Origin of the sequence: Pseudidiomarina aquimaris (genome assembly GCF_003987395.1) — a bacterium.
Taxonomy (GTDB): Bacteria; Pseudomonadota; Gammaproteobacteria; order Enterobacterales; family Alteromonadaceae; genus Pseudidiomarina; species Pseudidiomarina aquimaris.
Window position 1 is genome coordinate 272891 of the sequence record NZ_PIPT01000003.1, and the last position, 26458, is coordinate 299348.

Annotated in this window: 18 protein-coding genes; 11 read left to right on the plus strand and 7 right to left on the minus strand. The window is 51.7% G+C overall.

Annotated elements, in window-relative coordinates; all coding sequences use genetic code 11:
• Position 1 precedes the first annotated feature (1 nt).
• The gene (locus tag CWE21_RS05725; protein ID WP_126833485.1) at positions 2-1117 is read right to left on the minus strand and encodes a CsiV family protein; all 1116 of its coding nucleotides are present in this window, start codon (positions 1115-1117) and stop codon (positions 2-4) included.
• Complete coding sequence (gene mfd / locus CWE21_RS05730) at positions 1110-4589, minus strand: transcription-repair coupling factor (RefSeq protein ID WP_126833486.1); 3480 nt, start codon at positions 4587-4589, stop codon at positions 1110-1112. The genes CWE21_RS05725 and mfd overlap by 8 nt, the downstream gene beginning before the upstream one ends.
• A 117-nt stretch (positions 4590-4706) precedes the next feature.
• Between mfd and CWE21_RS05735 the strand changes: the two genes are divergently transcribed.
• Genes CWE21_RS05735 through CWE21_RS05745 form a run of 3 tightly spaced genes read left to right on the plus strand, consistent with a single transcriptional unit; the run spans position 4707 to position 7864 of the window.
• On the plus strand, positions 4707-5939 hold the full coding sequence (locus tag CWE21_RS05735; protein WP_157982735.1) for a lipoprotein-releasing ABC transporter permease subunit: 1233 nt from the start codon (positions 4707-4709) through the stop codon (positions 5937-5939).
• Positions 5940-5945: 6 nt separating this feature from the next.
• A complete protein-coding gene (gene lolD, locus CWE21_RS05740; RefSeq protein WP_198675074.1) occupies positions 5946-6638 on the plus strand; it encodes a lipoprotein-releasing ABC transporter ATP-binding protein LolD in 693 nt (230 codons plus the stop codon).
• Entirely contained in the window at positions 6638-7864 is a 1227-nt protein-coding gene (locus tag CWE21_RS05745; RefSeq protein WP_126833489.1) for a lipoprotein-releasing ABC transporter permease subunit, read from the plus strand. The genes lolD and CWE21_RS05745 overlap by 1 nt, the downstream gene beginning before the upstream one ends.
• Here the strand turns inward: CWE21_RS05745 and CWE21_RS05750 are convergent.
• The gene (locus CWE21_RS05750) at positions 7851-8372 is read right to left on the minus strand and encodes a DUF2062 domain-containing protein (protein WP_126833490.1); all 522 of its coding nucleotides are present in this window, start codon (positions 8370-8372) and stop codon (positions 7851-7853) included. The two genes, CWE21_RS05745 and CWE21_RS05750, sit on opposite strands and share 14 nt — an antisense overlap.
• Positions 8373-8426: 54 nt before the next feature.
• Between CWE21_RS05750 and CWE21_RS05755 the strand changes: the two genes are divergently transcribed.
• The 5 genes from CWE21_RS05755 to kdsB are packed head-to-tail and all read left to right on the plus strand — an operon-like array spanning position 8427 to position 14443.
• Positions 8427-10721, plus strand: coding sequence for a DNA internalization-related competence protein ComEC/Rec2 (locus CWE21_RS05755; RefSeq protein WP_126833491.1), 2295 nt, complete (start codon positions 8427-8429; stop codon positions 10719-10721).
• 51 nt (positions 10722-10772) lie between these two features.
• A complete protein-coding gene (gene msbA / locus CWE21_RS05760) occupies positions 10773-12524 on the plus strand; it encodes a lipid A export permease/ATP-binding protein MsbA (RefSeq protein WP_126833492.1) in 1752 nt (583 codons plus the stop codon).
• Positions 12524-13507, plus strand: a complete 984-nt coding sequence (gene lpxK / locus CWE21_RS05765; protein WP_126833493.1) for a tetraacyldisaccharide 4'-kinase — start codon at positions 12524-12526, stop codon at positions 13505-13507. Before msbA ends, lpxK begins: the two co-directional genes overlap by 1 nt.
• The gene (locus CWE21_RS05770; protein ID WP_126833494.1) at positions 13497-13694 is read left to right on the plus strand and encodes a Trm112 family protein; all 198 of its coding nucleotides are present in this window, start codon (positions 13497-13499) and stop codon (positions 13692-13694) included. The genes lpxK and CWE21_RS05770 overlap by 11 nt, the downstream gene beginning before the upstream one ends.
• The gene (gene kdsB, locus CWE21_RS05775) at positions 13691-14443 is read left to right on the plus strand and encodes a 3-deoxy-manno-octulosonate cytidylyltransferase (protein WP_126833495.1); all 753 of its coding nucleotides are present in this window, start codon (positions 13691-13693) and stop codon (positions 14441-14443) included. Before CWE21_RS05770 ends, kdsB begins: the two co-directional genes overlap by 4 nt.
• Here kdsB and CWE21_RS05780 read toward each other — a convergent pair.
• The 4 genes from CWE21_RS05780 to CWE21_RS05795 all read right to left on the minus strand — a co-directional run bounded on the left by CWE21_RS05780 (position 14432) and on the right by CWE21_RS05795 (position 23498).
• Complete coding sequence (locus CWE21_RS05780; protein ID WP_126833496.1) at positions 14432-17494, minus strand: efflux RND transporter permease subunit; 3063 nt, start codon at positions 17492-17494, stop codon at positions 14432-14434. The two genes, kdsB and CWE21_RS05780, sit on opposite strands and share 12 nt — an antisense overlap.
• On the minus strand, positions 17491-20763 hold the full coding sequence (locus tag CWE21_RS05785; RefSeq protein ID WP_126833497.1) for an efflux RND transporter permease subunit: 3273 nt from the start codon (positions 20761-20763) through the stop codon (positions 17491-17493). The genes CWE21_RS05780 and CWE21_RS05785 overlap by 4 nt, the downstream gene beginning before the upstream one ends.
• A complete protein-coding gene (locus CWE21_RS05790) occupies positions 20760-21875 on the minus strand; it encodes an efflux RND transporter periplasmic adaptor subunit (RefSeq protein ID WP_126833498.1) in 1116 nt (371 codons plus the stop codon). The genes CWE21_RS05785 and CWE21_RS05790 overlap by 4 nt, the downstream gene beginning before the upstream one ends.
• A 342-nt stretch (positions 21876-22217) precedes the next feature.
• The gene (locus CWE21_RS05795; protein ID WP_126833499.1) at positions 22218-23498 is read right to left on the minus strand and encodes a citrate synthase; all 1281 of its coding nucleotides are present in this window, start codon (positions 23496-23498) and stop codon (positions 22218-22220) included.
• A 456-nt stretch (positions 23499-23954) separates the two neighbouring features.
• On the opposite strand from CWE21_RS05795, the gene sdhC reads away from it, so the two are divergent.
• From sdhC to sdhA, 3 genes are read left to right on the plus strand one after another with little or no spacing between them, the layout of a single operon-like run.
• Complete coding sequence (sdhC, locus tag CWE21_RS05800; protein WP_126833500.1) at positions 23955-24329, plus strand: succinate dehydrogenase, cytochrome b556 subunit; 375 nt, start codon at positions 23955-23957, stop codon at positions 24327-24329.
• Positions 24323-24679: a succinate dehydrogenase, hydrophobic membrane anchor protein gene (gene sdhD, locus CWE21_RS05805; protein ID WP_126833501.1), complete on the plus strand. Its 357-nt coding sequence runs from the start codon at positions 24323-24325 to the stop codon at positions 24677-24679. The genes sdhC and sdhD overlap by 7 nt, the downstream gene beginning before the upstream one ends.
• Positions 24680-26446, plus strand: a complete 1767-nt coding sequence (gene sdhA, locus CWE21_RS05810) for a succinate dehydrogenase flavoprotein subunit (RefSeq protein WP_126833502.1) — start codon at positions 24680-24682, stop codon at positions 26444-26446.
• Positions 26447-26458 lie beyond the last annotated feature (12 nt).

Below are 26458 nucleotides of genomic sequence, written 5' to 3' on the forward strand. Positions count from 1 at the left end.
ACTAATAGCGTCTAGCTGACAGATCCGTGCGGCGTATTTGGACAGCAATACCTAGTTTCGGATGATCAAAATAATGCGTTTCGTGACTAATGACGCGGCGTAATTGTTCAAGTTTAAAGCTACGCAGAAACTCGCCATCGGAGCGCGGCTGAAGGGCGCGTTCGGCTTGTGCATCAAGTCCTGCTGGGCGCCAGTTTACGCTATGCGGTTCGCGCAATTCAAGTTCACTGGCGATATGTAAGTAGTTGCCAACCAGATAAATATGCACGGTGCCATCAAGCTCCCACACCGCTGGAGCATCTGCCTCACGGACTAGTAAAGGCGGAGGTGCAAGCGGTTCATCCTCAGCGCGGGCGTTAAATTGTAATTGCCCTTGTTGTTGCTGGTTAAGCAAGCGTTCAAGCCGTTCCGCAAGTGGCAAGGCTTCAGGTTCAGTCATTGCTTCACTATACAAATAGCCCGATGGCGCAAAGCGCTGGCCGAAGTTTTCGCCGCCGAACAAGCGGACCTTAAATTGCTCATCGAGGCCAAACACCGGCTGATACCAACTCATGTGCAACAGTGGTGTGCCTACCCCACGCCGAATGATTTGCTGACGCATCTCGGTGAGTTCTAACTGTTCAGCAGGCGCAATAAACGGTTGGTTTGCCACCGTCACATCACCGCCTGAGCCATCAATGACCCGCTCAGGAGCACGTGAAAAAGTTGCGAGCATACGTTCGCGACGCTGCCAGTTCTGCGGTAACAGCGGGTCGAGTTCATAGGTGTTTACACACCATAAATCTGTACTGGCAAAGCTCGGTTTTAACGGTGGTGGCGCACAACGCGGCAGGCCAGCGAGGGCTGCTGTAATGTCAGGTACGTAATAATCAACTAAGGGCTCATAAGCCCCGGTCGCAGCACTAGGTGCTTGCCATGGAAACTGCTCGATAGCCATGTCAGCATCGCTGTGCTTAAACACCAGCACCTCAATTTCGAACCACCGCCAAAGATCTTGCGGTACATTCGGTAGCTCTGCCGCGGTCGCTGTGGGTACGGTAGCGGTCAGCCCGAATGCTGCAAACATAAGGGTTGTTAAACAACGACTGAAAAGTTGAGACTTACCTACTTTACGCATTTTTGTCACTTTTCTCGGCTAACTCATTTACCACAGACTCTACCAGTTTCATGCGCTCTTGAGTATCGCTGATTTTGGCAAGAATACGTAAACGCGTAGGGCCTTCAAGTTTGTAATCCTGCGGATAAGTTTGAATCAGTTCAATCAAATAGCTCGGGTTGACCTTGGTATCCTCAGCAAATTCGAGGCTAATGCCTTGCGGGCCGCCATCGATTTTGCGGATGCCCAACTGACCGGCGCGATTGCGTAATTCAGTGATGCGCACAAGGTTCTTGGCGGCGTCCGGTAATAAGCCAAAGCGGTCGATCATTTCGACCTGTAACGCCCGCAGTTCTTCACTGTTATCGGCGCTGGCAATACGCTTATACATGCTTAAACGCAAGGTAACGTCGGCGATGTAACTTTCTGGCAAGAGTGCTGGCACGCGCAGGTCAACTTCACTTTGACTCCTTAGCAGAGAATCGAGCGCCGGCTCTTTGCCTTCTTGTAGGGCGGTTACCGCCTGTTCCAACATATCCATATAGAGCGTGAAGCCGATGGTTTCGATTTGTCCACTTTGCTCGTCGCCAAGTAGCTCACCGGCACCGCGAATTTCGAGATCATGCGTTGCGAGCATAAAGCCGGCGCCGAGGTCCTCAAGTTGGGCAATTGCTTCTAAGCGCTTTAATGCATCTTTAGTCATGCGCTTCGGATGTGGTGTCAGCAAATATGCGTAAGCCTGGTGATGTGAACGCCCGACACGACCACGTAGCTGGTGCATTTGCGCCAAGCCAAGATGGTCAGCACGGTCCATGATGATGGTATTCGCGGTGGGTACATCAATACCGGTCTCGACGATGGTCGTACACACCAACACGTTAAATCGCTGGTGGTAGAAATCTGACATGATGCGCTCAAGCTCACGCTCACGCATTTGGCCGTGCGCAATGGTAATACGCGCTTCGGGGACGAGCTCGGTTAAATCACGCGCAGTTTTCTCAATGGTCTCGACGTTATTGTGTAAAAAGTACACCTGGCCGCCACGCAGGATCTCACGCAAGATCGCTTCGCGAATGGTCGGCGCATCGTATTCTCGTACGAAGGTTTTGACCGCGAGGCGCTTCGCTGGCGGTGTGGCGATAATCGATAAATCGCGGACTCCGTTCATCGCCATGTTAAGCGTGCGCGGAATGGGCGTCGCCGTTAAGGTCAAGATATCAACGTCGGCGCGTAAGCGTTTAATAGCCTCTTTTTGGCGCACGCCAAAACGATGTTCTTCATCGACAATCAATAGACCTAAGTCGCTAAATTTGATGCTGCCTTGCAAGAGTTTATGTGTACCGATAACAATATCGACTTTGCCAGCTTCGACGTCGGCAAGGATGGCCTGCGTCTGCTTAGCTGTTTTAAACCGCGATAACACCTCGATACGCACTGGCCAATCGGCAAAGCGGTCTTTGAAGTTCTCAAAGTGTTGCTGCGCGAGCAGGGTGGTCGGTACCAACACGGCGACTTGCTTGTTGTCGTTAACGGCAACAAAGGCCGCGCGCATCGCCACTTCGGTTTTACCGAAGCCGACGTCACCGCAGACGAGGCGGTCCATGGCTCGGGTTGACTGCATGTCGTCAAGTACAGCGCTGATGGCTTGTTGCTGATCATCGGTTTCTTCGAACGGAAAGCTATTGGCGAAACGCTGGTATTCGGCGTGCTCAAGCTGATACTGGTAGCCAGGCTTTGCTTCGCGCTGGGCATAAACGTCGAGTAATTCGGCCGCGACATCACGTATTTTCTCGGCTGCTCGGCGTTTGGCTTTCTCCCAGGTATCGCTGCCAAGCTTATGTAGTGGCGCATACGCTTCTTCGCCGCCACTGTAGCGTTGCAGCACGTGTAAGGACGCAACAGGCACATAGAGTTTGCTGTTATTTGCGTACTCGATGGTGACAAATTCTGTGGTCATGCCGCCGGCTTCGATGGTTTGTAAGCCTTGATAGCGGCCAACGCCGTGGTCGATGTGCACGAGCGGTTGGCCAATGCGAAGTTCCGCCAAATTGCGGACCATTTGTTCGCTGGTGACCGTTGTTTTTTGATCGCGGCGGCGGCGTTGCGCAATACGGTTGCCGAGTAACTCAGTCTCGGTAATGACTGCGAGTTTTTCATCATCGAGCACAAAGGAATTGACCAACGGCGCCACAGTAATCGCCGAACGTGCTTCATGGTTGTGCATGTCACGCAAATGCTTGAGTTCTGCGAGGTCAAGCTGCAGCGGTGCTAATAGGTCACGTAATGACTCGCGGCGACCCGCCGTTTCGGTGGCAAATACCACGCGATAGCCGGCACTGAAGAGTTCGTTAAGCTTTTTCCGCAAGGTTTGTAGCGGATCTTTTAGCTGATGATTGAGCGCCACTTCACCAATGGTTTGCGTGGCAAAGGTCTGTAGCCCCGGCTGTGGCTTATCATCGGGGACAAAGGCTCGAATCCGTGGCAGTTGCTTAAATTGGCCATGGAGTTGGTCCACCGCCATAAATACCTGCTGCGGTGGCAGCAACGGTCGTAAGCGATCATAACGACGCTGCTCGTAACGCTGCTCAATGTCGCGCCAGAGCTGGTCAAGACTGCCTTGAATATCACCAAAGGTGACCAACAAAGCATCTTCAGGTAAATAGTCGAAGAGCGTCGCTGTCGCTTCAAAAAACAGCGGCAAATAATATTCTACGCCACCGGGTAGTTGACCTTGTGAGACTTGATAATAAACCGAGTCACGCTCATTCGAGGCTTCGAATTGCTCGCGGTAGCGGGCGCGAAAGCCCTCTATAGCGGTGGGCGTGGTCGGGAATTCATGGGCTGGCAGTAAGTCGATGGCGTCGACTTCTTCCGCGGAAAGTTGCGTGTCTGGATCGAAAGTTCGAATCGAATCCACTTCGTCGTCAAAGAAGTCAATGCGAAACGGCGAGCTGCTGCCCATCGGGAAGAGATCGAGCAACGAACCACGCGCACAAAACTCACCGTGCTCCATGACCTGGTTTACATGACGGTAACCGGCACGCTCTAAACGCTGGCGTAATTTATGGCCATCGAGTTGTTGACCCTTGCTAACCTGTAACGCTTGGCCGCTGACATAGTCAACAGGAGCAATGCGTTGAAGGAGCGTATTGAGCGACACAATGAGCGCACCGCTTTGCATCGTCGGCAGGGCTGCCAACACACTCAAGCGTTCAGAGATAATATCCTGATGCGGCGAAAAACTGTCATAAGGCAAGGTTTCCCAATCAGGGAACACCATCACCTGATCGCCTTTGCGACTCAGGTACTGCATCTCATGTTCTAAGCGGTGGGCTTGCGGCGCATCAGGCGTCACAATCAGCACCGGCTTATCATGTTGGTCGATCAGTTCAGCAAGTGCGAGCGCTACGCTACTGCCGGCGAGCCCTTGCCAAGTGATATCTGTGCGTGCCGAAGGTGGTTTAGGGGGCGTTAGGATCGATGCCTTGCTCATAGGTCCTGCTTTGGTTACATCTCAAGTGGCTGAAAGTATACCTGAAACTCTGACTTGGATCAGTGCGCAGATTTCTTTATGCTTGCAGCGCTACCTTCACTATCAACTAGAGAACACATGTACCAGCCGTTAACGCTCTTTTTAGGCCTTCGCTATAGCCGTGCTCGTCATGGTCAGCGCTTTACGCGTTTTATTCAACGGGTATCGCTGGTCGGTATTGTCGTGGGCGTCGCGGCCTTGATCGTGGTGGGCTCCGTAATGAACGGCTTTGAAGGCGAACTGAAACAGCGGATTTTGACTGTTGTGCCGCAACTTGAAATTCGTGACGAGCAAGGCCTCAGCGATTGGCAGCAAGTAGCGGACGCGTTGCCGGTACAGCAGGGGCAGCAGGCACTGCTACCTGAGGTGACAACTGCGGGTGTGCTGCAAGGGCCACAGCAACTACAAGCGGTGCAAGTGCAAGGGATTTTTCCAAATGCAGCAGGTGCGGCAGTGCAGTTAGAGCCGCTACAAACGCATTTGAATGCTGGCCAGTTAGCGCTGGTAGAAGGCCAGTTCAATGTCGTTCTCGGTTATGCCTTGGCGCAGCAACTGAATGTGTGGCCTGGACAGCAGTTACGTTTGATTGCCGCTGGTGGCGGGATTTATACACCGCTTGGTTTATTGCCAGCACAGCGCTTAGTCACAGTGAGTGGCATCGTGCGTATGCAATCCGAAGCAGATAAGCATTTACTGGTGATGCATGGCGCCGATCTCGCACGGATTTTGCGGATGGCGCCGGAACAGGTATCTGGGTTACGCTATTACTTTGCTGACCCATTTCAAGCTTTAGATGCCGTCACTGAGCTTGAACCTCGTCTCGACGTGGGCTTAGAGTTGATGAGCTGGCGTGACAGCTATGGACATTTATTTGACGCCGTGAGCATGGAAAAGCGCATGGTCAACCTCATGCTAGGGTTAATTATCGCAGTCGCTGCGTTTAATATCATTTCGTCGTTAATGATGGTAGTGCAGGACAAGCGCTCTGACATCGCAGTATTACAAACCATGGGGTTAGCACCGTTTCGCGTGCGCCGCATGGTGGTGTTGCAAGGCCTCGTCACTGGCACCTTAGGCAGCCTTGTTGGCTTACTATTAGGGCTTATCGTGGCACTGAATATGAATGGGTTATTACAGGCGTTGGGGCTGGATTTAAGCTTCGCTGGGCCGGCAGGCTTGCCCGTCATCGTCGATACCACGCAAGTGGCTGGTACCGTACTTGCAGCACTACTACTAACTTTTTTGGCAACGCTGTTTCCTGCCTGGCAAGCAAGCCGCATGTTGCCCGCACAAGCATTGCGTTATGAGTGAGGAATGATGGCACAGGAACTTCTTCGTTGTGAGCATGTAAGCAAGAGCTACTGGGACGGCAACCATGATTTACAGGTGTTGCAAGACGTCAACTTGAGTTTGAACGACGGTGAGCTGTTGGCGATTGTGGGTAGTTCGGGGTCAGGAAAAAGCACCTTGCTACATTGCATGGGCGGGCTCGACCAACCAAGCAGCGGCACGATTCTTTTTCGTGGCCAAGATATTGCCAAGTGGTCGCCGCGTGCGCTGGCTGATTGGCGTAATCAACAGCTCGGTTTTATCTATCAATTTCATCACTTGTTACCGGAATTTACCGCGCTTGAAAATGTCGCGATGCCACTGTTAATTCAAGGCCAGTCAGCGCAACAGGCAAGGGTGCGAGCAACAGAGCTCCTAGAGCGTGTGGGCCTAGCACAGCGTGGGACGCACCGCCCGGCGGAACTCTCAGGTGGCGAACGGCAGCGGGTCGCGATTGCGCGAGCGTTGGCCAATAAACCTGCGTTGATTTTGGCGGATGAGCCGACCGGCAATCTCGATGATGAAAGTGCTCAACAGGTACTGCAATTGATGCGTGAGCTAAATGCTGAAATGCAGACCTGTTTTGTCATCGTCACCCATGATCAACAGCTAGCCGCTAGCCTGCCGCGCCAAGTGGTGTTGCAACAAGGCGAGTTACAGCCACAGCAGGTGGTGAGTTGATGCTGGCACAATGGCGCTTGGCATGGTTATTAGCACGACGTTTTCGGCGTGGCCGCGAGCGCAGTCGCTTTTTATCGTTTATTTCGGCTTCGTCAACGTTTGGGATAGCTCTCGGCTGTATGGTTTTTATTGTCGGCCTAAGCGTCATGAATGGTTTTGGCGAAGTGCTCGAAGAGCGATTTCTTAAACTAGTTCCGCATGTAGAGTTTCGCGCCGTGGAAGGCGCGCTCGAATACCCTGAGATGATTTTTGATTTGGCTGCGCAGCACCCAGAAGTGACTGCTGCACGGGCCAGTATCCGCACCCAGGCTTTAGTGCAGCAGGGGCGTGAATTTGTCGGCGTACAAGTCAATGGTATTGCGCCTGAGCAAACGCAAGCGATTGCTGAGTATATGCCTGCGACAGCATGGCAAGCGTTGCAACAGCCGAAGTCAGTGGTGTTGGGGACAGGCTTGGCGGAAAAGCTAGGTGTGAGCGAGGGTGACAATGTGCGCTTTGTGGTGGCATCAGAACGCGGCTTCCAAGCACCCAAGCGAGTGAATTTAGAAGTGGTCGGGCTATTTCGTTTTGGTGGTCAGGTCGACCACCAACTGGCCTACGTAAACTTGGCTACGGCGCGCAGCTTAATAGGCTTAGAGCGTGGCGTAACGGGCGTAGAGCTTGAGGTTACTGACTTATTTGCTGCCGAGCGAATTGCCAATGAAATCGGCTATCAGTTGCGTGACTACGTCTACCTTGATCACTGGATGCGCGCTCAGGGCCACCTTTATCGCGATATTCAAATGGTGCGAGTGGTGATGTACCTCGTGTTGATTTTGGTCTTGGCGGTCGCTTGCTTCAATATAGTTTCTACACTCGTGATGACGGTACAAGAAAAGCGTCGCCATATCGGTATTCTGCGTACCATGGGCTTGCGACGTGGCAGTCTAGTTAAAGTGTTTATGCTACAGGGTATCCAAAATGGCGCGGTAGGTGCGTGTTTTGGTGTACTGGCAGGGATCGTCTTGAGTCTCAGCCTGCCAACGTTGCTGGCAGCGCTAGAATCACTAAGTGGCAGCACGCTGCTCGCTAGCGACGTCTATTTTGTCGATCGCATCCCGGTTTTAATTCAAACCGTCGATATCGTGTTGGTTGCGGCAGTGGCTTTTATCTTGAGTCTGCTCGCCACGCTCTATCCTGCTTGGCAGGCGGCTCGCATTGAGGTGGTTGACGCTATTTCTTCTTAAAGCGATGGGCGCGTGCTTGCCATGCGCTCACCACCGACTGCCGCCACAGAAGTCGTATAACGAAGTAACCGATAAAACTGGCGAGCGTGCCCAGCACTAAACAGCCAAGCAAAAACGCGGGTCCTAAGGTGGTAATGCTGTCAGCAAGCCATTGCCAAGAGAGTTCAAAGTGGAACGGTTGCGACGGGGCACCAATAATCCAAGTGCCAACCACATAGCAGAAATAAAACAGTGGCGGCATGGTAATTGGGTTGGAAACCCAAACCAGCGCTACCGATAACGGTAGATTTACACGAAACGGAATAGCGAGTGCGGCGGCCAGAACCATTTGAAAGGGCACAGGAATAAACGCGCAAAACAAGCCAATGGCAAAGGCGCCAGAGGCGGAACGGCGATTTAAGTGCCAGAGGTTGGCATCGTGCAGCAGTTTTCCGAAGATTTTTAAACTGCGGCTACTTTTGATGGCCTCATGGTTTGGCATGATGCGTTGAAAAAACTTTCTCGGCATAGTTCGCTGGCTCGTTCCATTAAAGTTAAATTGCGAAAATAAGGTACAACATCCATGGATAGGTGGTTGTGCGCATTCCTCGGCGGTTTCGCCTTAAGTTTCTTTTTCCATCACCCAGCCGATGTTGTGCAGCTGACGCTACTTGCGATCTTGGCCAGCTTTTGCATCGTGCTTAACTATTGTACACGGCTTCCTAGCTTTTTTTTAGGGGGCGTATTGTGCGGGATTCTTTGGGGCGCTGGCAACGCTTATTTGCTGACTAGCAGGCATGTTGCGGCGGATTGGTTTGCGCAAGATGTCACGCTTACGTTACAAGTGAGTGAGGTGACAGCGACGTCGCCAGCGTCGTGGCGGGTTGCCGCACATGTGATCAGTAGCCCTACCGACTTGTCAAAACCAGCTCCCCAACAGTTACGCCTGTATTGGTACGAGCCGCATGCCGATGGACCACAACGCATGCCGCGACAAGGTGAGCACTGGCGCATGGTGACGCGCTTGAAAGCGCCACAAGGTACACGGAATCAGGGCAGCATGCGCTATCACCGCCATCTACTGGGGCAGAACATTCAGGCCCTCGGTACCATTCGTCGTGGCGAATTGCTTGGCGGCACGCCCACTGTCCGCCAGCGCTTGGTCAGTGAATTACAACGCGCACTTACCGATGTGCCGTTAGCTGGTGTGTTGCTGGCGCTCCTGGTTGGCGAGCGCTTCGCCTTAAGCAACGATGACTGGCAGGTTGTGCAGCGCACGGGACTCGCACACCTGTTGGCCATTTCAGGTATGCATCTATCCTTGGTCACAGGGTTCGCTTTCGCACTGGCTTGGCAACTATTGGCTCGAACTCAGCGCAAGCGTGGGCGACGCGAACAGTTGAACTTGTGGTCGCTCACACCGTGGTTGGCACTGCCGTTGGGACTTCTGTACGCATGGTTGGCTGGCTTTGCCATTGCCACCTTACGTGCATTGTTAATGTTATTAGTGATTTGGTGGCATAAAGCTTACGCCTGCCGCGTAAGTTCTTGGCGCGTATTGCTACGAGCTGTGGTGGTGGTTATTTTGCTGCAACCCATGGCGCCGCTGAGTCTGGGATTTTGGCTTTCAGTGGGCGCTGTGCTGAGTATTTTGTGGATGAGCTGGCGCTGGCCAACCTACCGAGGACGATGGGCCAAGTTACGTGCGCTTTGGCGTTTTGAATGGCTGATCACCTTGCTGTTTGTGCCGGTCATGGCCGCTAGCTTCGGCGGCGTTGCAAGCGCTGCGGCGTTAACGAATTTGCTCGTGGTGCCCTTGGTGAGCTTTTGGGTATTGCCGATGGGCTTGGTAGGGCTCGGCTTTGCGGTTCTCGCACAGACCGCTTGGGCACAGTGGTGGTTCGCCCTCGCCATTTGGCCATTAGCGCAATTGTGGCCGGCGCTCAGCAACTTAGCGGCGCAACCGTGGCAATGGTTACCAGCAGTGAACTTACCACCTTGGCCCTGGTTAGCTGTGGGTGTGACACTGCTGGTGTTGCCGCTGCGGTGGCGTTGGCGTTTGCTCGCTTGCACCGCGCTTAGTTTTGCCTTTCTGGTGACTCAGGCAATGCCACCAAGTGCCACCTACCAATTACACGTATTAGACGTCGAACAAGGCAGTGCCATGGTGCTAGAACGGCAAGGGCATGCGCTGCTGATTGATACCGGCGCAAGCTGGGAAGGGCATGGCTCGATGGCCGAGCGCGTCATCATGCCATTTCTTGATGGGCGTCGCTTGCGGCCTGAAATTGGTTTTATCACTCACACCGATCGTGATCACGAAGGGGGTTATGCAACCGTAGCTGCCGCTTACCCGCAACTGCGCTGGTATGGCGGGCATAAAGGCGCACCTTGCTTGGCTGGGCAGCAGGGCAATTGGCGCGGTGTCTCCTGGCAGGTTCTACATCCTCGCCAAGCAAGCGAACGCGGCAACCATAGTAACAACAGCTCCTGCGTACTGTTGCTCAAGCTAGGGCAGGTCAAAGTATTGGTTACTGGTGATATTGAGAAGCGCTCAGAGCGACAATTATTGGCTGAATTGGCACCCTTACAAGCGGATATTTTACTGGTGCCGCACCATGGCAGTAAAAGTTCTTCTGAAAGTTATTTCGTCCGGCATGTACAGCCTGCCGCCGCGCTACTGAGTCGCGGACGCAACTCAGCCTATGGCCACCCCCATGAACAGGTTGTGTCCACCTATAAAAATTTAAAAATCGCACTTGTCGACACGGCGCGAGGCGGGCAGATAACCTTGCACAGCGACGGTGTAACATGGTGGTTAGAACAACCCTTTTCAGCGGCACTAGGTTATTGGTTTGATGCGGAAACTAGCCAGTAAGCGCAGAAAACGGTTAGAATGAGGCTATGATTTGCCACTAGAAGCTATTGCATGAGTGCAGAGACAGTAAAACAAAAGACTTTTCGCCGTTTACTTGGCTACATTAAGCCTTATCGTGCGGCCTTTATTTTTTCTATTTTTGGCATGATTGGCTATGCCGCCGTCGACACCTTCTTTCTCTCCCAAATTCAAACGCTTATTGATGACGGTTTAACCCAAAGCGACCCTAAAATATTACTCTATGGTGCGATCTTCGTGCCGGTGATTTTCATCCTGCGCGGGTTGTTTAATTTTATCTCGACCTACTTTCTTAATTGGGTGGGTTTTCGCGTGGTGACGTCGTTGCGACAGCAACTCTTTGACCATTTAGTGAAGCTACCTGTGGCTTTTCACGATCGGCATTCGACCGGTGATTTATTATCGAAACTGACTTACACCACCCAGCAGGTGGCGGAAGCTAGCAGCCGTGCGGTGATTGTATTGATCCGCGAGGGCGCTTATGTGATTGGCCTGCTGGCCTTGATGTTTTATCACAGTTGGTTGCTATCGTTGGTGTTTTTATTGATTGGTCCGATTATTGCCAAAATTGTCTCGGTGGTATCAAAACGCTTCCGTAAAGTCTCCAACCGTATTCAAAACGCGATGGGTGATGTCACCACGACCGCGGAGCAAATGCTCAACGGCCACAAAGTAGTGGTCATGTACGAAGGACAGAAACGCGAGTCAAAGCGCTTCGATAAAGTGACCGATTTCACCCGCAATCAGCATATGAAACTGGTTAACGCGCAAACGCTGAGTACCTCGGTGATTCAGTTGATTGCTTCATTCAGTTTGTCGATGGTGCTCGTGCTTGCAAGCTATCCAGAGATGCTCGAGCAATTGACCGCGGGGGCATTTACTACCATGCTGACTGCGATGATCATGCTGTTACGCCCATTGAAGCAGCTGACCACCGTCAACAGCGACTTCCAACGGGGTATCGCCGCGGCGCAGAGTATTTTCAGTATTCTCGACGAAAAAGCAGAAGATGACTCAGGTAAAAAACAGCTCGACCGAGCGCAAGGCGATATTCGCTTTGAGCATGTCACCTTTAGCTATGATGACACCGAGTCGCCGGCATTGAGCGATGTCAGCTTTCATGTTGAACCGGGCAAGACACTAGCTCTCGTGGGGCGTTCCGGTAGTGGTAAATCGACCATCTCGAATCTGCTTGCGCGTTTTTACACGCCGCAAGAGGGCGTTATCAAGCTCGATGGTGTCGACATCTATGACTATAAATTAAAGTCGTTGCGGCGCCAGTTTGCCCTTGTGTCGCAACATGTGACCTTGTTCAATGACAGCATCGCCAACAATATCGCTTACGGTGCGCATGGCGAGATTTCGCCTGAACGCCTACGCGAAGTGGCCGAGTTAGCCTATGTCACCGAGTTTACCGATAACCTTCCTAATGGCCTCGACACCATGGTCGGCGAAAATGGTGTGATGCTGTCAGGTGGTCAACGTCAACGCATCGCGATTGCGCGAGCGTTGTTGCGAGACGCACCTATTTTGATTTTGGATGAAGCCACCTCGGCGCTGGATACCGAATCAGAGCGACATATCCAAACCGCTTTGCAAACCTTACAAAAAAATCGCACCTCGATCGTGATAGCACATCGCTTGTCGACGATTGAGAAAGCGGATGAGATTCTCGTTTTGGAAGACGGTGGTGTGGTGGAACGTGGTAGCCATCAAGCACTGTTAGAGCAAGAGGGTGCCTACTACCAACTGTACAGCCTGCAATTTAGCGGCGAGCTTGGCTAATGGCTCTTACCGACGCTTGGTACCGACGACGCGTTACTTGGTGGCTGTGGCTCTTGTTGCCGCTGCACGGGTTGTTCGTGCTGGTCAGTCGTTGGCGTCGTAAAGCAGTGCTGGCGAACCCGCCGAAGCCGTTACCGGTGCCGGTCATTGTGGTTGGCAATATTACTGTCGGTGGCACCGGGAAAACCCCTGTCACCCTGGCGTTAGTGCAGCACTTGCAGGCACAAGGCGAAAAACCTGCGATTATCTCGCGGGGCTATGGCGGCAAGGGACCTTTTCCACTGACCGTAACCTCAACGACCGCCGCGCAAGCCTGCGGCGATGAACCCTTACTTCTCGCGCGGCGAGCACAAGTTCCAGTCGTGGTAGCGCCGAATCGAGTTGCTGCGGCACTGCAAGCCTTAGCTCAAGCGCCAGAAACCACTGTCATTATTAGTGACGATGGTCTCCAACATTACCGCTTATCACGGCAGTTTGAGATTGCCGTCATCGATGCTAAGCGCGGGCTCGGTAATGGTTGGTGTCTACCGATTGGCCCGTTGCGCGAGAGTCCTGAGCGTCTGCAAAGTGTCGATGCAGTGATTGTGAATGGCGAAGCACCACAACTTGACGGATTCACCATGCAGTTGCACAGCCAAGGTTGGCGCCGCGTGCATGATGACAGCCGCTGTGAACAGTTACCCGAAGGGCGTACTCTCGCACTCGCGGGTATCGGCAATCCACAGCGTTTTTTTGATACCGTGCAAGAGGTAGAAACGCGCAGCATGACCTGCAAGGCCTATCCAGACCACTACGCCTTCACGGCAAACGACGCAAAAGAATTGCGTGACTACGACGTCATTTTAATGACTGAGAAAGATGCGATGAAATGGCGCTCATTTGCTAGCGAACATTGCTATTATTTACCCGTAGCAGCACAGTTGCCAGATACTTTCTGGCAGCAGCTTGATGCTGCGCTTGAGAGGTTTCACCATGGCACTTGATGAACGCACGCTCGCACTCCTTGCCTGCCCGTTATGTAAAGGTAGGCTGGTTTGGAACGCTGCGACCGCAGAGCTAATTTGTCGCGGCGATCGCTTGGCTTATCCGGTGCGAGACGATATTCCTTTTTTACTTCGTAGCGAAGCGCGTGAGCTAAGCGCTGCTGATTTGGAGCAACTGCCGAAATGAGTTTCACCGTAATTATTCCAGCACGATATGCCTCAACCCGATTACCGGGTAAGCCCCTCGCCATGATTGGCAATAAGTCGATGATCCAGCGGGTTTACGAACGCGCGGCTGCGGCGGGTGCCGCAGAAGTGATTGTCGCCACGGATGATCAGCGCATCGTCGACGCTGTTGAGGCTTTTGGTGGCCGTGCCATGCTGACCGCAAGTCACCATCAATCGGGAACGGAACGTATTGCCGAAGTCATTGATTACTTAGCTATCGCGGACGATCAAGTCGTGGTAAATGTGCAGGGGGATGAGCCCTTTATTCCGCCGGAAATTATTCGCCAAGTTGCCGATAACTTAATGAATCAACGCGCGGCACAAATGGCTACTTTAGCGGTGCCGATTAGCAATTTAGAAGAAGTGAAAAATCCGAATGCGGTGAAAGTTGTTACGGATGCGAACGGCTATGCATTGTATTTTTCGCGGGCGCCTATCCCTTACGAACGGGATGCTTTGAGCCATGACAAAATCGGTGAGCAGGCAGCCTATATGCGCCATATCGGTATTTACGCTTATCGCGCCGGTTTTGTCTGGCGTTATGTGGAGTGGGAGCCGAGTCCGTTAGAAGCCATTGAGTCGCTCGAGCAGTTGCGTGTGTTATGGTACGGCGAACGTATTCACGTCGCCGAGGCGATTGCCAATCCGCCGGCTGGCATTGATACGCCAGCCGACTTGGATCGCGCAAACCGCGAGTTACTTGACTAAGCCGATACGGTCGACCATCCCTCTGGCGCGTGCTTTCAGCGCGTGCCAGCGTTCGCGCCACCACAGCAAGCGAGCGTATACGTAGGGCACTAGGAACAGACTGGTCAGTGTCGACAATAGTAAACCACCAATAATCGAGATCGCCATCGGTGCGTACGGCGGGCCGTCGCCACCGATTTGCGTCGTACCAAACGCCAACGGCACTAAGCCCAAGACGGTGGTTGCCACGGTCATCAGGATCGGTCGTAAACGACTCACACTGCCTTCAATCACAGCCTCTTCCAAGCTATGACCTGCGGCGAGCAGCTGATTGATACGGTCGACCAAGACGATGCCGTTGTTCACCACGATTCCCATCAGGATCAGAATACCTATCATCGCCATCACGTCCATGCTTTGGCCAGTGAGCATCAGTGCCCAGAACACGCCGACGATAGAGAACAGTAACGAGGTGATCACTGAGGTAGGTAACAGCACCGACTCAAACAACGCTGCCATAACAATGTAAATCATCACCACTGCAAGCAACGTGTTGACCAGCATGACGTTCTCGGCTTCTTGCTGACGCTGGAAGCTACCATCAAGCGACCAAGTATAACCATCCGGTAGGGTAACTTGATTGAGCAGCGTGGTGATTTGTTCCCGCGCTTGGTCAAGCGTCAGTTCGTCGCTATTCAAGTTGGCTTGGATAGCCAACGAGGTGCGGCGGTCGAGGCGGCGAATGGCGCCGAGGCGCGGTTCAATGCGAAAATCAGCCACTGCAGCTAATGGCACTGTACGGCCATCGACTTGACTAATGGGTAGGTTCTGCAAGGCTTCGAGTGAGGTTTCCAAGTCTTTGTCAAAGGCAATACGCAAGGGGACTTCGCCATTCAGGTCACCGCGGAACGAGCGTAACCGATTGCCGCGCAATGCCGTTGCTAATTGCTGTGCCACGGCGGCGGAGCTTAGACCAAGATTATGTGCACGCTCTCGATCAATGGTCACTAAATACTCAAACTGCCCGGCATCGGTTTCGCTACGCAGGTCATTCAAGCCTTCAATCGACGCTAACAGCGGAATAAAGCGGGCACTGAGCTCTTGCAGCACTTCGGTCGATTGGCCGTTGAGCGTAATGCGTACGCCTTCGCCGCCACCACCCCAACCAAATTGCGGCTCGCTGCGGAGCATTTTGGGGAATTGCTCACGCATTTGATTCATCAGCTCGCTCATTTTGACCGGACGATCTGGCTTCATCAATAAGGTCGAAATCGCATAGTTCGGCGTGTAATAGCTGTAGACTGCGTCAATGTAAAAAGCGTCTTGATTGGCGTAGAGAAACTCCTCCATGCGCGCGACTTCGGCTTCAACCTCGGCCAAGCTGTATTGCTGATGCAAGTTATAGTTAAGAAACAGTCGGTCATTAAAGCCTTCGTCTTGTTGGTCCCCCGAAACTGCCCCCAAAGGAATAACAATCGTTGCCAAAATTAAGAACGCGAACAAGCCTGTCCAACGCGGATGGCGCCAGCTCCATTGCAATGCTTTGCGATAGCGAGAAGGGCGATGTTGTGGCTTTTTGCTGCCCATGACTTTGGTCAGTTTGCTAGCTAACAATGGGATCAGCGTTTGCGCAATGAGCAAAGATGCAAGGAGCGACAAGCAAATCGCTACTGCAGTGTGTTCCAGGAAGATAGTGATATCGATTTTTTTGCCGAAGATATTTGGCAAGAACACAATGGCGGTGGTTAACGTACCCGCCAGCACAGCTAACGAGACGTTGCCAACACCTTGTAAGGTCGCTTGCTCACTTTGCAAACCTTGTTCAACTTCATATTGGATACTTTCGGTGATAACCACGGCATTATCGACCAGCATACCGATGGCTAACATTAATCCCATCAAGCTTAAAACATTGAGTGAATAGCCAAGAAAGTACATGCCGCCCAAAGCGATACAAATAGCGATGGGTACGGAGAGCACCACCACCAGCGTGGTAACGATGTTACGTAAGAACAAAAACAGCACGATAAACGACAAACCGGCACCGATCAGGCCAGCAAGCAGCAAGTCATGCAAAGAGGTTTTCACACTTGCGGCGGTGTCGTCCATAACGAACAAATTAATGCCATCAAACTGCGGGTCATTGCGGATCTCATCCACGACCGCCCGCACACGGTCGGAGACTTCGACCAAGTTCTGTGAGGACTCTTTGAATACGTCCATACCAATGGCATAGACTTGGTCGAGGTGACGCCCGTCGGTTTTGCGTGGCATTTCACGTTGTACGGTAGCGATGTCGCCAAGTTTTAACTGTGACGTTATCGGGAACTGGCGAATTTCGTATTCCGATTGGAATTCACCCACCGGATTTACCAAAATACGCTCGTTTTCGTTCTCAATATAGCCCGCCGTAAGAGAAAAGTTAGCTGCGCGCAAACGCGCAGTAATAGCGGCCGCCGAGAGGCGGTGCTGCAACAGTTTTGCTTGGTCTAAACGAATGACAATTTGCTGTTTTTCAACACCATAAAGTGTCACTTGTGAGACGCCATCCACGCGCTCAATCGGCCGTCTTAGGCTGCGATCGAGCAAGTCGTAGGCGTTATTCAAATCACGCTGACTCGAAATCCTCAGTTGGAACACCGGCATGTCTTCAGTATTGAATTGCATGACTTGGATGCGTTCCACGTCGTCTGGCAATAGATGTTTTATGCCATCGACCTTTTCGCGCGCTTCAATACTTTTTGAATTGATGTCTTCGCCCCACTCAAACTGCAACACGACTTGCGCGTTGTCGCTGGTGGAAAACGAACGCATACGCTTAATGTCGGTAATGGTCGCCAGCGCTTCTTCCAACGGTCGGGTGATCAGACGTTCGACCTCGGCCGGACTGGAATTTGGGTAGGGGACGGTGACTACCATTTCTGGAATTTCAATGCCGGGAAACTTTTCCAGCGGCAAGAGGCGCGAACTGATCGCGCCTAACAGCAGCATTGAAATAAACAGCATACAAATGGTAACAGGGCGTTTTAGCGCCAAACGCGCTAGGCTTGCGCCAATTTCTGCCGCACTCATGCTTGCGTCTCCCCAGTTGCTTCGGTCTCAGCCAACGTAGGCTCAACTCGTTTACGGTCTACCAGCAAATACAAGCATGGAATAAACAGTAGGGTAAGCAAGGTTGAGAACAGTAGGCCGGCGATGACACTAATCGCCATAGGGGCGCGGATTTCGGCGCCTTCGCCGAGACCCAAAGCAAGCGGCAACAGTCCCAAGACGGTGGTGAACATGGTCATCAGTATTGGCCGCAAGCGCTGCTGCGCGGCTTGAAAAACTGCGTCGTAACGACTGGCGCCTTGCTGTCGTAACTGGTTAATGCGGTCAACCAGAACAATCGCATTATTGACCACGATACCCGCAAGCATAATCAAGCCAATAAATACGATGACGCTTAACTCTGTATTCAAAAGATAGAGTCCAAGCACCGAACCTGCACCGGCGAGTGGCACGCTGAACAAAATGAAAAACGGATGCAATAATGATTCAAACTGCGAGGCCATGATTAGATAAACCAAGAATACGGCCAGCGCGAGCGCCATTTGCAGTGATTTAAACGACTGCTGCATTTCTTCGTTTTGCCCGGCAATCTGCGCCTCAACGGTCAGTGGCAACTGCATGTCGGCCAAGATTTGTTCAGCCGCTTGTACCGCGGCACCAAGGTCGCCATAGGCCAAGTTGGCGTTGACGATAGCAGTACGTTCTTGGTCAAGGCGGGTAATTTCACTCGGACCGACGATTTGTTGGATGTCGGCGACCGCTTGTAGTGGAATTTCACGCTCGGCACCAGGATTCACCACCATCAGTTGTAAGTCACGAAGTGAATCACGGTCTTGCGCTTGGCTGCGTACCAAGATATCGATTTTGCGATCTTCGAGACTAAACTGTGTCGCTACACGACCGCCAATTTTGGTAGCCAATAACTCTGAAACCGTGGCACTGGTCAAGCCATATTGAGCGAGGCGTGCATGGTCAAAAAACACCGCAATTTCAGGCTGCCCTTCGGCCATGTTGCTACGGATATCAGTGAAGCGGGCGTCTTCGGCAAGAGCTGCGGCGACTTGGTTGGCTGCTTGCTGCAATAAGTCGAGGTCATAGCCCGTGATTTCAATCGCCATTGGACTGCTAAAACTAAACAGTTCAGGGCGCCCCAGCTTAACGCTCACGCCCGGAATACGCTGCACATAGTTGCGCAAATAGTTTTGTACGCGCTCTTCGGCAAAGACGTCACTTGCGTCCTTCATGACCACATTAAAGCGGCCCCATTGGTTGCCATTTTGGCCAGGTGAAGCGTTTAACAAACTGCCTGTACCGGCGATGCTATAGGCTTTTTCAACGTGTTGCGCGAGCTCTGTGTTGGCTTCAAGATGCTGAGCTAAGCCGGTTAAGACCGCATCGGTCTCTTCAATCGTCGCACCCGGTTGCAACTCTATCTCAACGTAGAATTCGCCTTGCGCCATACTCGGCAAAAGGCTGACCGGCAGGTGCGGTAGTAACGCATAGCAAGCTGCGGCAACGAGCACAATAGCAGCAAGAGTCGCTTTGGCATTCGCTAAGGCTGTGTTGAGTAGGCTCTGGTAGGCGCTTGCTAAGCGTTGATAGCTCCAATCAAAGCCTTTGAGCAGCGGCCGCACCGCATACCCTAGAAGCTTCGCAAGACCGCGCCAGATAAAGACTAGGACGCTGACGATCGCTAGCGGTACCCAACGGAAAACTAGCAGCAGTGGCGCCATGACCCAAAACCGCCAGCCCTTGCGCTGTTGCGCTGGGGCAAAGTGTTGCTGTGCAGTAATCGCTGCATCGGCAGTTTTTTGCTTGGCGGATAACATCGGAATTAAGGTAAGCGCGACTAACAATGATGCTAAGAGCGAGAAAGTCACGGTAAGCGCTTGGTCGGCAAATAGCTGCCCGGCAAGTCCCTCAACAAAAACTAATGGGAAGAACACCGCCATGGTGGTCAAGGTCGAAGCGATAATCGCCCCGGTAACCTCACTAGTGCCTTGTTCTGCGGCAGTTGCGACATCGGTTTCCTCATTGTGTCGCGCAATGTTTTCCAATACCACGATGGCGTTATCCACCAACATACCGACCGCGAGCGCAATACCGCCAAGCGACATCATGTTGAGCGAAATTTGATAACCGTGCATCAGGTTAAAGGTCGCAATGATCGAGACCGGAATCGCCATGGAAATAATCACGGTCGGCCACAAGCGCTGCAGGAACAGGTAAATAATCACCATAGCGAGCAAGCCACCAAAAATAGCGGCGTCACGCACTTCAGCTATGGCGGCTTGAATAAACACCGCCTGATCAGAGATGGGTTCTACTTGGTATTGGCTCGGAATAACCTCGCGTTGCTGTAGATAGGCGAGGTGATTCTGAATTGCTTTAGACACTTGAACGGTATTGGCGTCACCTTCTTTGTAAAGCGAGACTTCAACCGCTTCACGGCCAGCAACGCGGCTGATGGAGTCACGTTCTTTGTAGCTATTTGTGACTTCGGCAACGTCGCGTAAAAGGATAGGGCGGTCGTTACGGGTAGCGATGTAAATACCACGAATATCATCTAAATCTTCAAACTGATTCAATGTGCGCACGAGGTATTCAGCGCGCTGCGCTTCGAGGCGACCACCGGAGAGGTTGATGTTCTCGTCTTTTAAGCGCTGCAAAATCAGGCTCATTGGAATTTGCAATTGCGTCGCTTGTTGCTCATTCACTAAGACTTGAATTTCATCTTCAAGACCACCGCCAAGGCGCACCGAAGCTACGCCCTCAACCGCTTCGAGGTGGCGTTTTAGTTCTTCCTCGGCAAAGGTACGTAAGCGCTTAAGTTCATCGACATTCGGGTCCGCTATCTCGGCATAACCCAAAGCTAAACGAAAGATTGGCTCTTCTGCGGGGTTGAAGCGCAGCAGGGTTGGCTTCTCAAGGTCAAGCGGCAAGGGAACTAAGTCCATTTTTTCGCGCACGTCGAGGCTGGCCATATCCATGTCACTGCCCCAAGCAAACTCGAGCAGCACATCGCTTTGTCCGGCACGCGAAATCGACTCGATACGGCGCACGCCTTTGACTGTACCTAAAGCTTCTTCAATGGGCTTACTGACCAGTTGTTCAACTTCACCTGGCGCGCCGCCGGGGTAGTCAGTGCGCACGGTAAGTGTTGGATAAGATAAATCAGGCAGTAAAGTAACTGGGATGCGGCCTAACGAGACCATGCCAAACAGCAATACTGCGAGGGTAAACATGGCGACAGTGACCGGCCGCCGTACTGCTAATTTGGCTAGGCTCATGATTGTTGCTCGCTCTCGTTAGTTGCAATAACTTCAACCAAGGCGGCATCTTTTAAGTTGGCTTGACCGCTGACCACTAACTGTTCACCAGCGTTTACACCATTGATAATTTCGACGTGGGTTTCGTCTTCAAAGCCAAGTTCAACATCGACTTTGTGCGCTACACCCTCTGCGTCGACCGTGAACACACTGTGCTTGCCATCTAAACTTTGCACGGCATAGCGAGGCACGGTAATCGCATCTTCATGGGTCGCGTAATGTAGTTTTACGTGCGCAAACATACCTGCTTTCAACGCATTATCCGGGTTGGCAACGCTGAGCACTACTTTGAAGGTACCTGACTGTGTGTCCACGACAGGGCTAATGCGGTCAACTTTTGCCATCACAGTTTGTCCAGGCATGGCGCTGACTTTCAGCTCGGCAGTTTGGCCCACTTGAATGAACTGTAGTTCACGCTCAGGCAAGTGAACGTTACCTTGCAATTCATCTAAAGCTACAATGTGGAATAGCTTTTGTGGCTGATATTGGCTGATCATGTTGCCAAGTTTGGCATAACGCGTCGCGATGAAGCCTGAAATAGGTGCGCGAATCTCAGTTTCCGCAAGATTAAGCGCCGCCATATCGTAGCGTGCTTGCAAAGTATCGGCTTGAAAGCGGAGCTTATCGTAGGCATCGGCACTGATCATGTCGCGCTCGGCCATGTCTTTGACACGTTTTAGCTCTTGCTGAATGCTATTGAGTTCGGCTTTGGCTTGGGCTACCTGAATGCGATATTCGTCGTCGCGCAGATGTGCCAGCAACTGACCTTTCTCAACCCAGTCGCCTTCTTCTACTAAGATTTCTTCAACAATACCGTTGGCTTTGCTGATGATATCGGTTTCTTCACGAGCCTCTAGCGTGGCAGTGGTGCGGAAACTCGAAGTAATGGCTTGGCGTTCGACCACTTCGGTGGCAACGGGAATACGTACCACCACTTCTTCTTTGGTTTCTGCTTGATTTGAGGCGCCGGCCTGACCGCAACCGTTTAGCAACAGACTTGAAGTCAGAATTAAAGCAGTCAAGCCGGCAAAGCTTGCTGTGTTTTTGAGTTTACTGCCGTAAATGGAACTCATGTGAATTACCCCCGTTTTTTACTTCGTTGTTCGCTATTTGCTATTCGCTGTTTGATGTTGGTAGCCCGTACTTCTAGTACGGGTCAAACCTGCCAACGCAACGAATGCAGATTAAGACGTTTGTTTCTTTGGTAAGGTTTATGCAGATTGCGTGCCAATTTTTGATGCAGAGTTTTATTTTTCGCTTAACGTCTTGTTTTTATTGGTCTGTAGAGGAGGGGGCGTGTTTAATTAAACTTCTCATTGGTTAGTAAACAAGCACAAAAAAAGCACGCCGTAGCGTGCTTTTTACTAATCTTTAGCGAAATGTACTAAGCGAAACTCACCAAAGTGGTGAAAAACTTAACGCTTAATCGGTGTAAAGTCGCGCTTCGCTTCACCAGTGTAAAGCTGACGCGGACGACCGATCTTCTGGTTCGCTTCACCCATCATTTCATGCCAGTGTGAAATCCAGCCAACTGTACGTGACAGGGCAAAGATAACAGTGAACATGTTAGTTGGGATGCCGATCGCTTTCAGGATGATGCCTGAATAGAAGTCGACGTTCGGATAAAGTTTCTTCTCAACGAAGTACGGGTCTTCAAGCGCAATACGCTCAAGTTCCATAGCAACGTCAAGCAACGGATCGTCGATGTTCAGTTCCTGTAAGACTTCGTGTGCACTCTCACGCATTACCGTAGCGCGTGGGTCGAAGTTCTTGTAAACACGGTGACCGAAGCCCATCAGACGGAACGGATCATTCTTGTCTTTGGCTTTCTCGATGTACTTAGGAATGTTGTCGACTGAGCCGATTTCTTTCAGCATGCGCAAGCAGGCTTCGTTCGCGCCGCCGTGTGCAGGTCCCCAAAGTGACGCAACACCCGCCGCAATACATGCGTAAGGGTTCGCGCCTGAAGAGCCTGCCAAACGCACGGTAGAAGTCGATGCGTTTTGCTCATGGTCAGCATGCAAAGTAAAGATACGGTCCATAGCTTTCGCGATAATCGGATTTACTTTGTAATCTTCTGCTGGTACCGAGAACATCATGTTGAGGAAGTTCTCTGAGTACGATAAGTCGTTTTGCGGGTAGACAAACGGCTGACCGATGCTGAATTTATACGCCATCGCAGCGATCGTTGGCATTTTGGCAATCAAACGATACGCGCTACGCAGACGTTGTTTTTCGTCATGGATGTCCAAGTCATCGTGGTAAAACGATGATAAAGCACCGGTTACTGCACACAACATCGCCATTGGATGCGCGTCGCGACGGAAACCGTTAAAGAAGTTGTGTAAACCTTGGTGTACCATCGTGTGCTTGGTGATGGTCGCTTTGAAATTGTCATATTGCTCCGCTGTAGGAGCTTCACCGTGGAGCAGCATGTAACATACTTCGAGATAATCCGCTTGCGTAGCGAGCTGATCAATCGGATATCCGCGGTGCAGAAGGATGCCGTTTTCACCGTCAATGTAGGTGATTTTCGATTCGCATGAACCGGTGGCTAGGAAGCCAGGGTCAAAAGTGAAAAACCCGTGTTTGCCAAGAGTACGCACGTCAACTACATCATAGCCGGCTGTACCAGATAACACTGGTAATTCAATGGATTGGCCGTCAATCTGCAGGGTGGCTTTACGATCAGCCATAAGGAAATCTCCTTGTTTTAATCTGCTTCATCACTAAAAAAGAGCGCTAGAATTTACTTGATCTTAACCGCCATTGTCAATTCAAACGGCTGTTTAGTTCGGCTTGAAATCCCGATCTGCGTCAAGTAAAAGTGTCATTGTTACGCATGAGTATGGCATTTGGATGACACTCTTGCTCACTTTCGTCAAATCAATCGAAATGGTTATACGTTGATTCGCTGCGGCTGTGTATACGACTAAGGTAGTGTTGCATCGAGGATTGATTTCAAGTCTGTTGATCTAAAGCGAAAAAATTCACGTTTTTCTAGGAAAGTCGCGGTCAGAGAATTGTAATTAGTAGCTCTGGCTTATATACTTTGGCGGCGATCTCACAGGGTCCTCTAATCGATGTTTTCGGACGAGGATGTTTGAAGTTCCGAGCATGTTATCAATGCTTTTCTGAAAGGCACAACAATCGTGAAAAAACAAAGACCTGTAAATTTAGACCTTACAACTATTAGTCTCCCCGCTGCGGGGCTTAGTTCCATCTTGCACCGTGTTTCTGGCGTGATCATGCTGATCTCGATCGGTTTACTGGTGTGGGCGTTGGCAACTTCACTGCAATCAGCCGAGGGCTTTGCAATGGTGCACGACCTGTTCACCAGCTTCATTGCTAAGTTTATCGCCTGGGGCATCCTAACCGCACTTGGTTATCACCTTCTCGCTGGCGTACGCCACATGTGCATGGACATGGGCTATTTTGAAGAGCTCAATTCCGGCCGTATCAGCGCGCAAATCGTATTTGTACTCGCCATCGTACTATCAGTGTTAGCAGGGGTGTGGTTATGGTAAAAGTAGCTTCAACATTTGGCCGTAGCGGAACCCACGACTTTATCCTGCTACGTGCATCAGCCATCATCATGGCTTTGTACGCCATCTTCATGGTGAGCTTCTTGGTTTCTGCTGAGACCATTAATTATGCCGTTTGGACGAATCTTTTCGCCAATTTAGGCATGAAGATCTTCACTATGTTGGCGTTAACATCAGTACTTATTCACGGCTGGATTGGTATCTGGCAGGTGTTGACTGATTACGTCAAAAATTCTGGCTTACGAGCTTTCATTCAATTCGTAGTAAGTGTTGCACTTATCGTGTATTGGCTGGCTGGCCTACTCGTAGTGTGGCCTGTGGAGGGTGTGTAAGTGAGCGTACAAACTCTTGAATATGATGCAGTAGTCATTGGTGCCGGCGGCGCAGGTATGCGCGCAGCACTACAAATTTCTCAGTCAGGCATGACCTGTGCACTGATGTCGAAAGTCTTCCCAACCCGTTCGCACACCGTATCTGCGCAAGGTGGTATCACCGTAGCGCTGGGTAACGCGCACGAAGATAACTGGGAATGGCACATGTTCGATACCGTAAAAGGTTCGGACTACATCGGTGACCAAGACGCTATCGAGTACATGTGTAAAACCGGTCCAGAAGCCATTCTGGAACTCGAAAACATGGGCTTGCCATTCTCACGTTTTGAGAACGGCAAAGTATACCAGCGTCCATTCGGTGGTCAGTCGAAGTCATTCGGCGGCGAACAAGCCGCGCGTACAGCAGCTGCTGCGGACCGTACCGGTCACGCCTTGTTGCACTTGCTGTACCAACAAAACGTAAAGAACAAAACCACGGTATTTTCTGAGTGGTATGCGCTTGACCTCGTGAAGAACCAAGACGGTGCAGTGGTGGGTGTTACCACTCTGAACATCGAAACCGGTGAAATCTTCTATGTGAAAGCGAAAGCAGTTGTACTTGCTACGGGTGGTGCAGGACGTATCTACGCGTCAACCACCAATGCACACATCAACACTGGTGACGGAGTTGGTATGGCATTGCGTGCCGGTGTGCCAGTGCAAGATATGGAAATGTGGCAGTTCCACCCAACCGGTATCGCCGGTGCAGGAACCTTGGTAACCGAAGGTTGCCGTGGTGAGGGTGGTTACCTGCTGAATAAAGACGGTGAACGTTTCATGGAACGCTACGCACCGAATGCCAAAGATTTGGCTTCGCGTGACGTTGTTGCCCGTTCAATGATGACCGAAATCCGCGAAGGCCGCGGTTGTGAAGGTCCATGGGGCACTCACTTGAAACTGAAACTCGACCACTTGGGTCGTGATGTATTGGAAAGCCGCTTACCAGGCGTCTGTGACTTGGCGAAGACCTTCGCGCACGTTGACCCTGCGGAAGAGCCAATTCCAGTCATTCCAACCTGTCACTATATGATGGGCGGTATCCCGACCGACGTGAACGGTCAAGCACTGCAAATCGATGACAGCGGTAACGCAACGCCAATTCAAGGCTTGTTTGCCTGTGGTGAAATCGCCTGTGTATCAGTACATGGTGCGAACCGCCTTGGCGGTAACTCACTGCTCGACTTGGTTGTCTTCGGTCGTGCGACTGGCTTGCATTTGGGCGATGCCTTGGCAGCCAACACCGAAGCGCGTGAAGCAAGTCAAAGCGATATCGATGCAGCATTAGCACGGGTGAATCGTTGGGAAAGCAATAAAGACGGTGAAGACCCAGTACAAATCAAGAAAGATTTGCAGAAGTGCATGCAGTTGAACTTCTCGGTATTCCGTGAAGGCGAAGCAATGAAAGAGGGCTTAGCGGAGCTGAAAGAAATCCGCGAACGCTTGAAGAACGCGCGCCTTGACGACACCAGTGCAGAGTTCAATACCCAGCGTATCGAGTGTTTAGAACTTGATAACTTGATGGAAACTGCTTATTCAACGGCTGTTTCAGCAAACTTCCGTACTGAGAGCCGCGGTGCTCATAGCCGTGCAGACTATCCAGATCGTGATGACGAGAACTGGTTGGTGCATAGTGTTTATCGCCCAGAGAAAGAAGATATGCTCAAGCGCGAAGTAAACATGGCGCCGAAGTTACGTGAAGCATTCCCGCCGAAAGCGCGGACTTACTAAGGTTAGGTGACA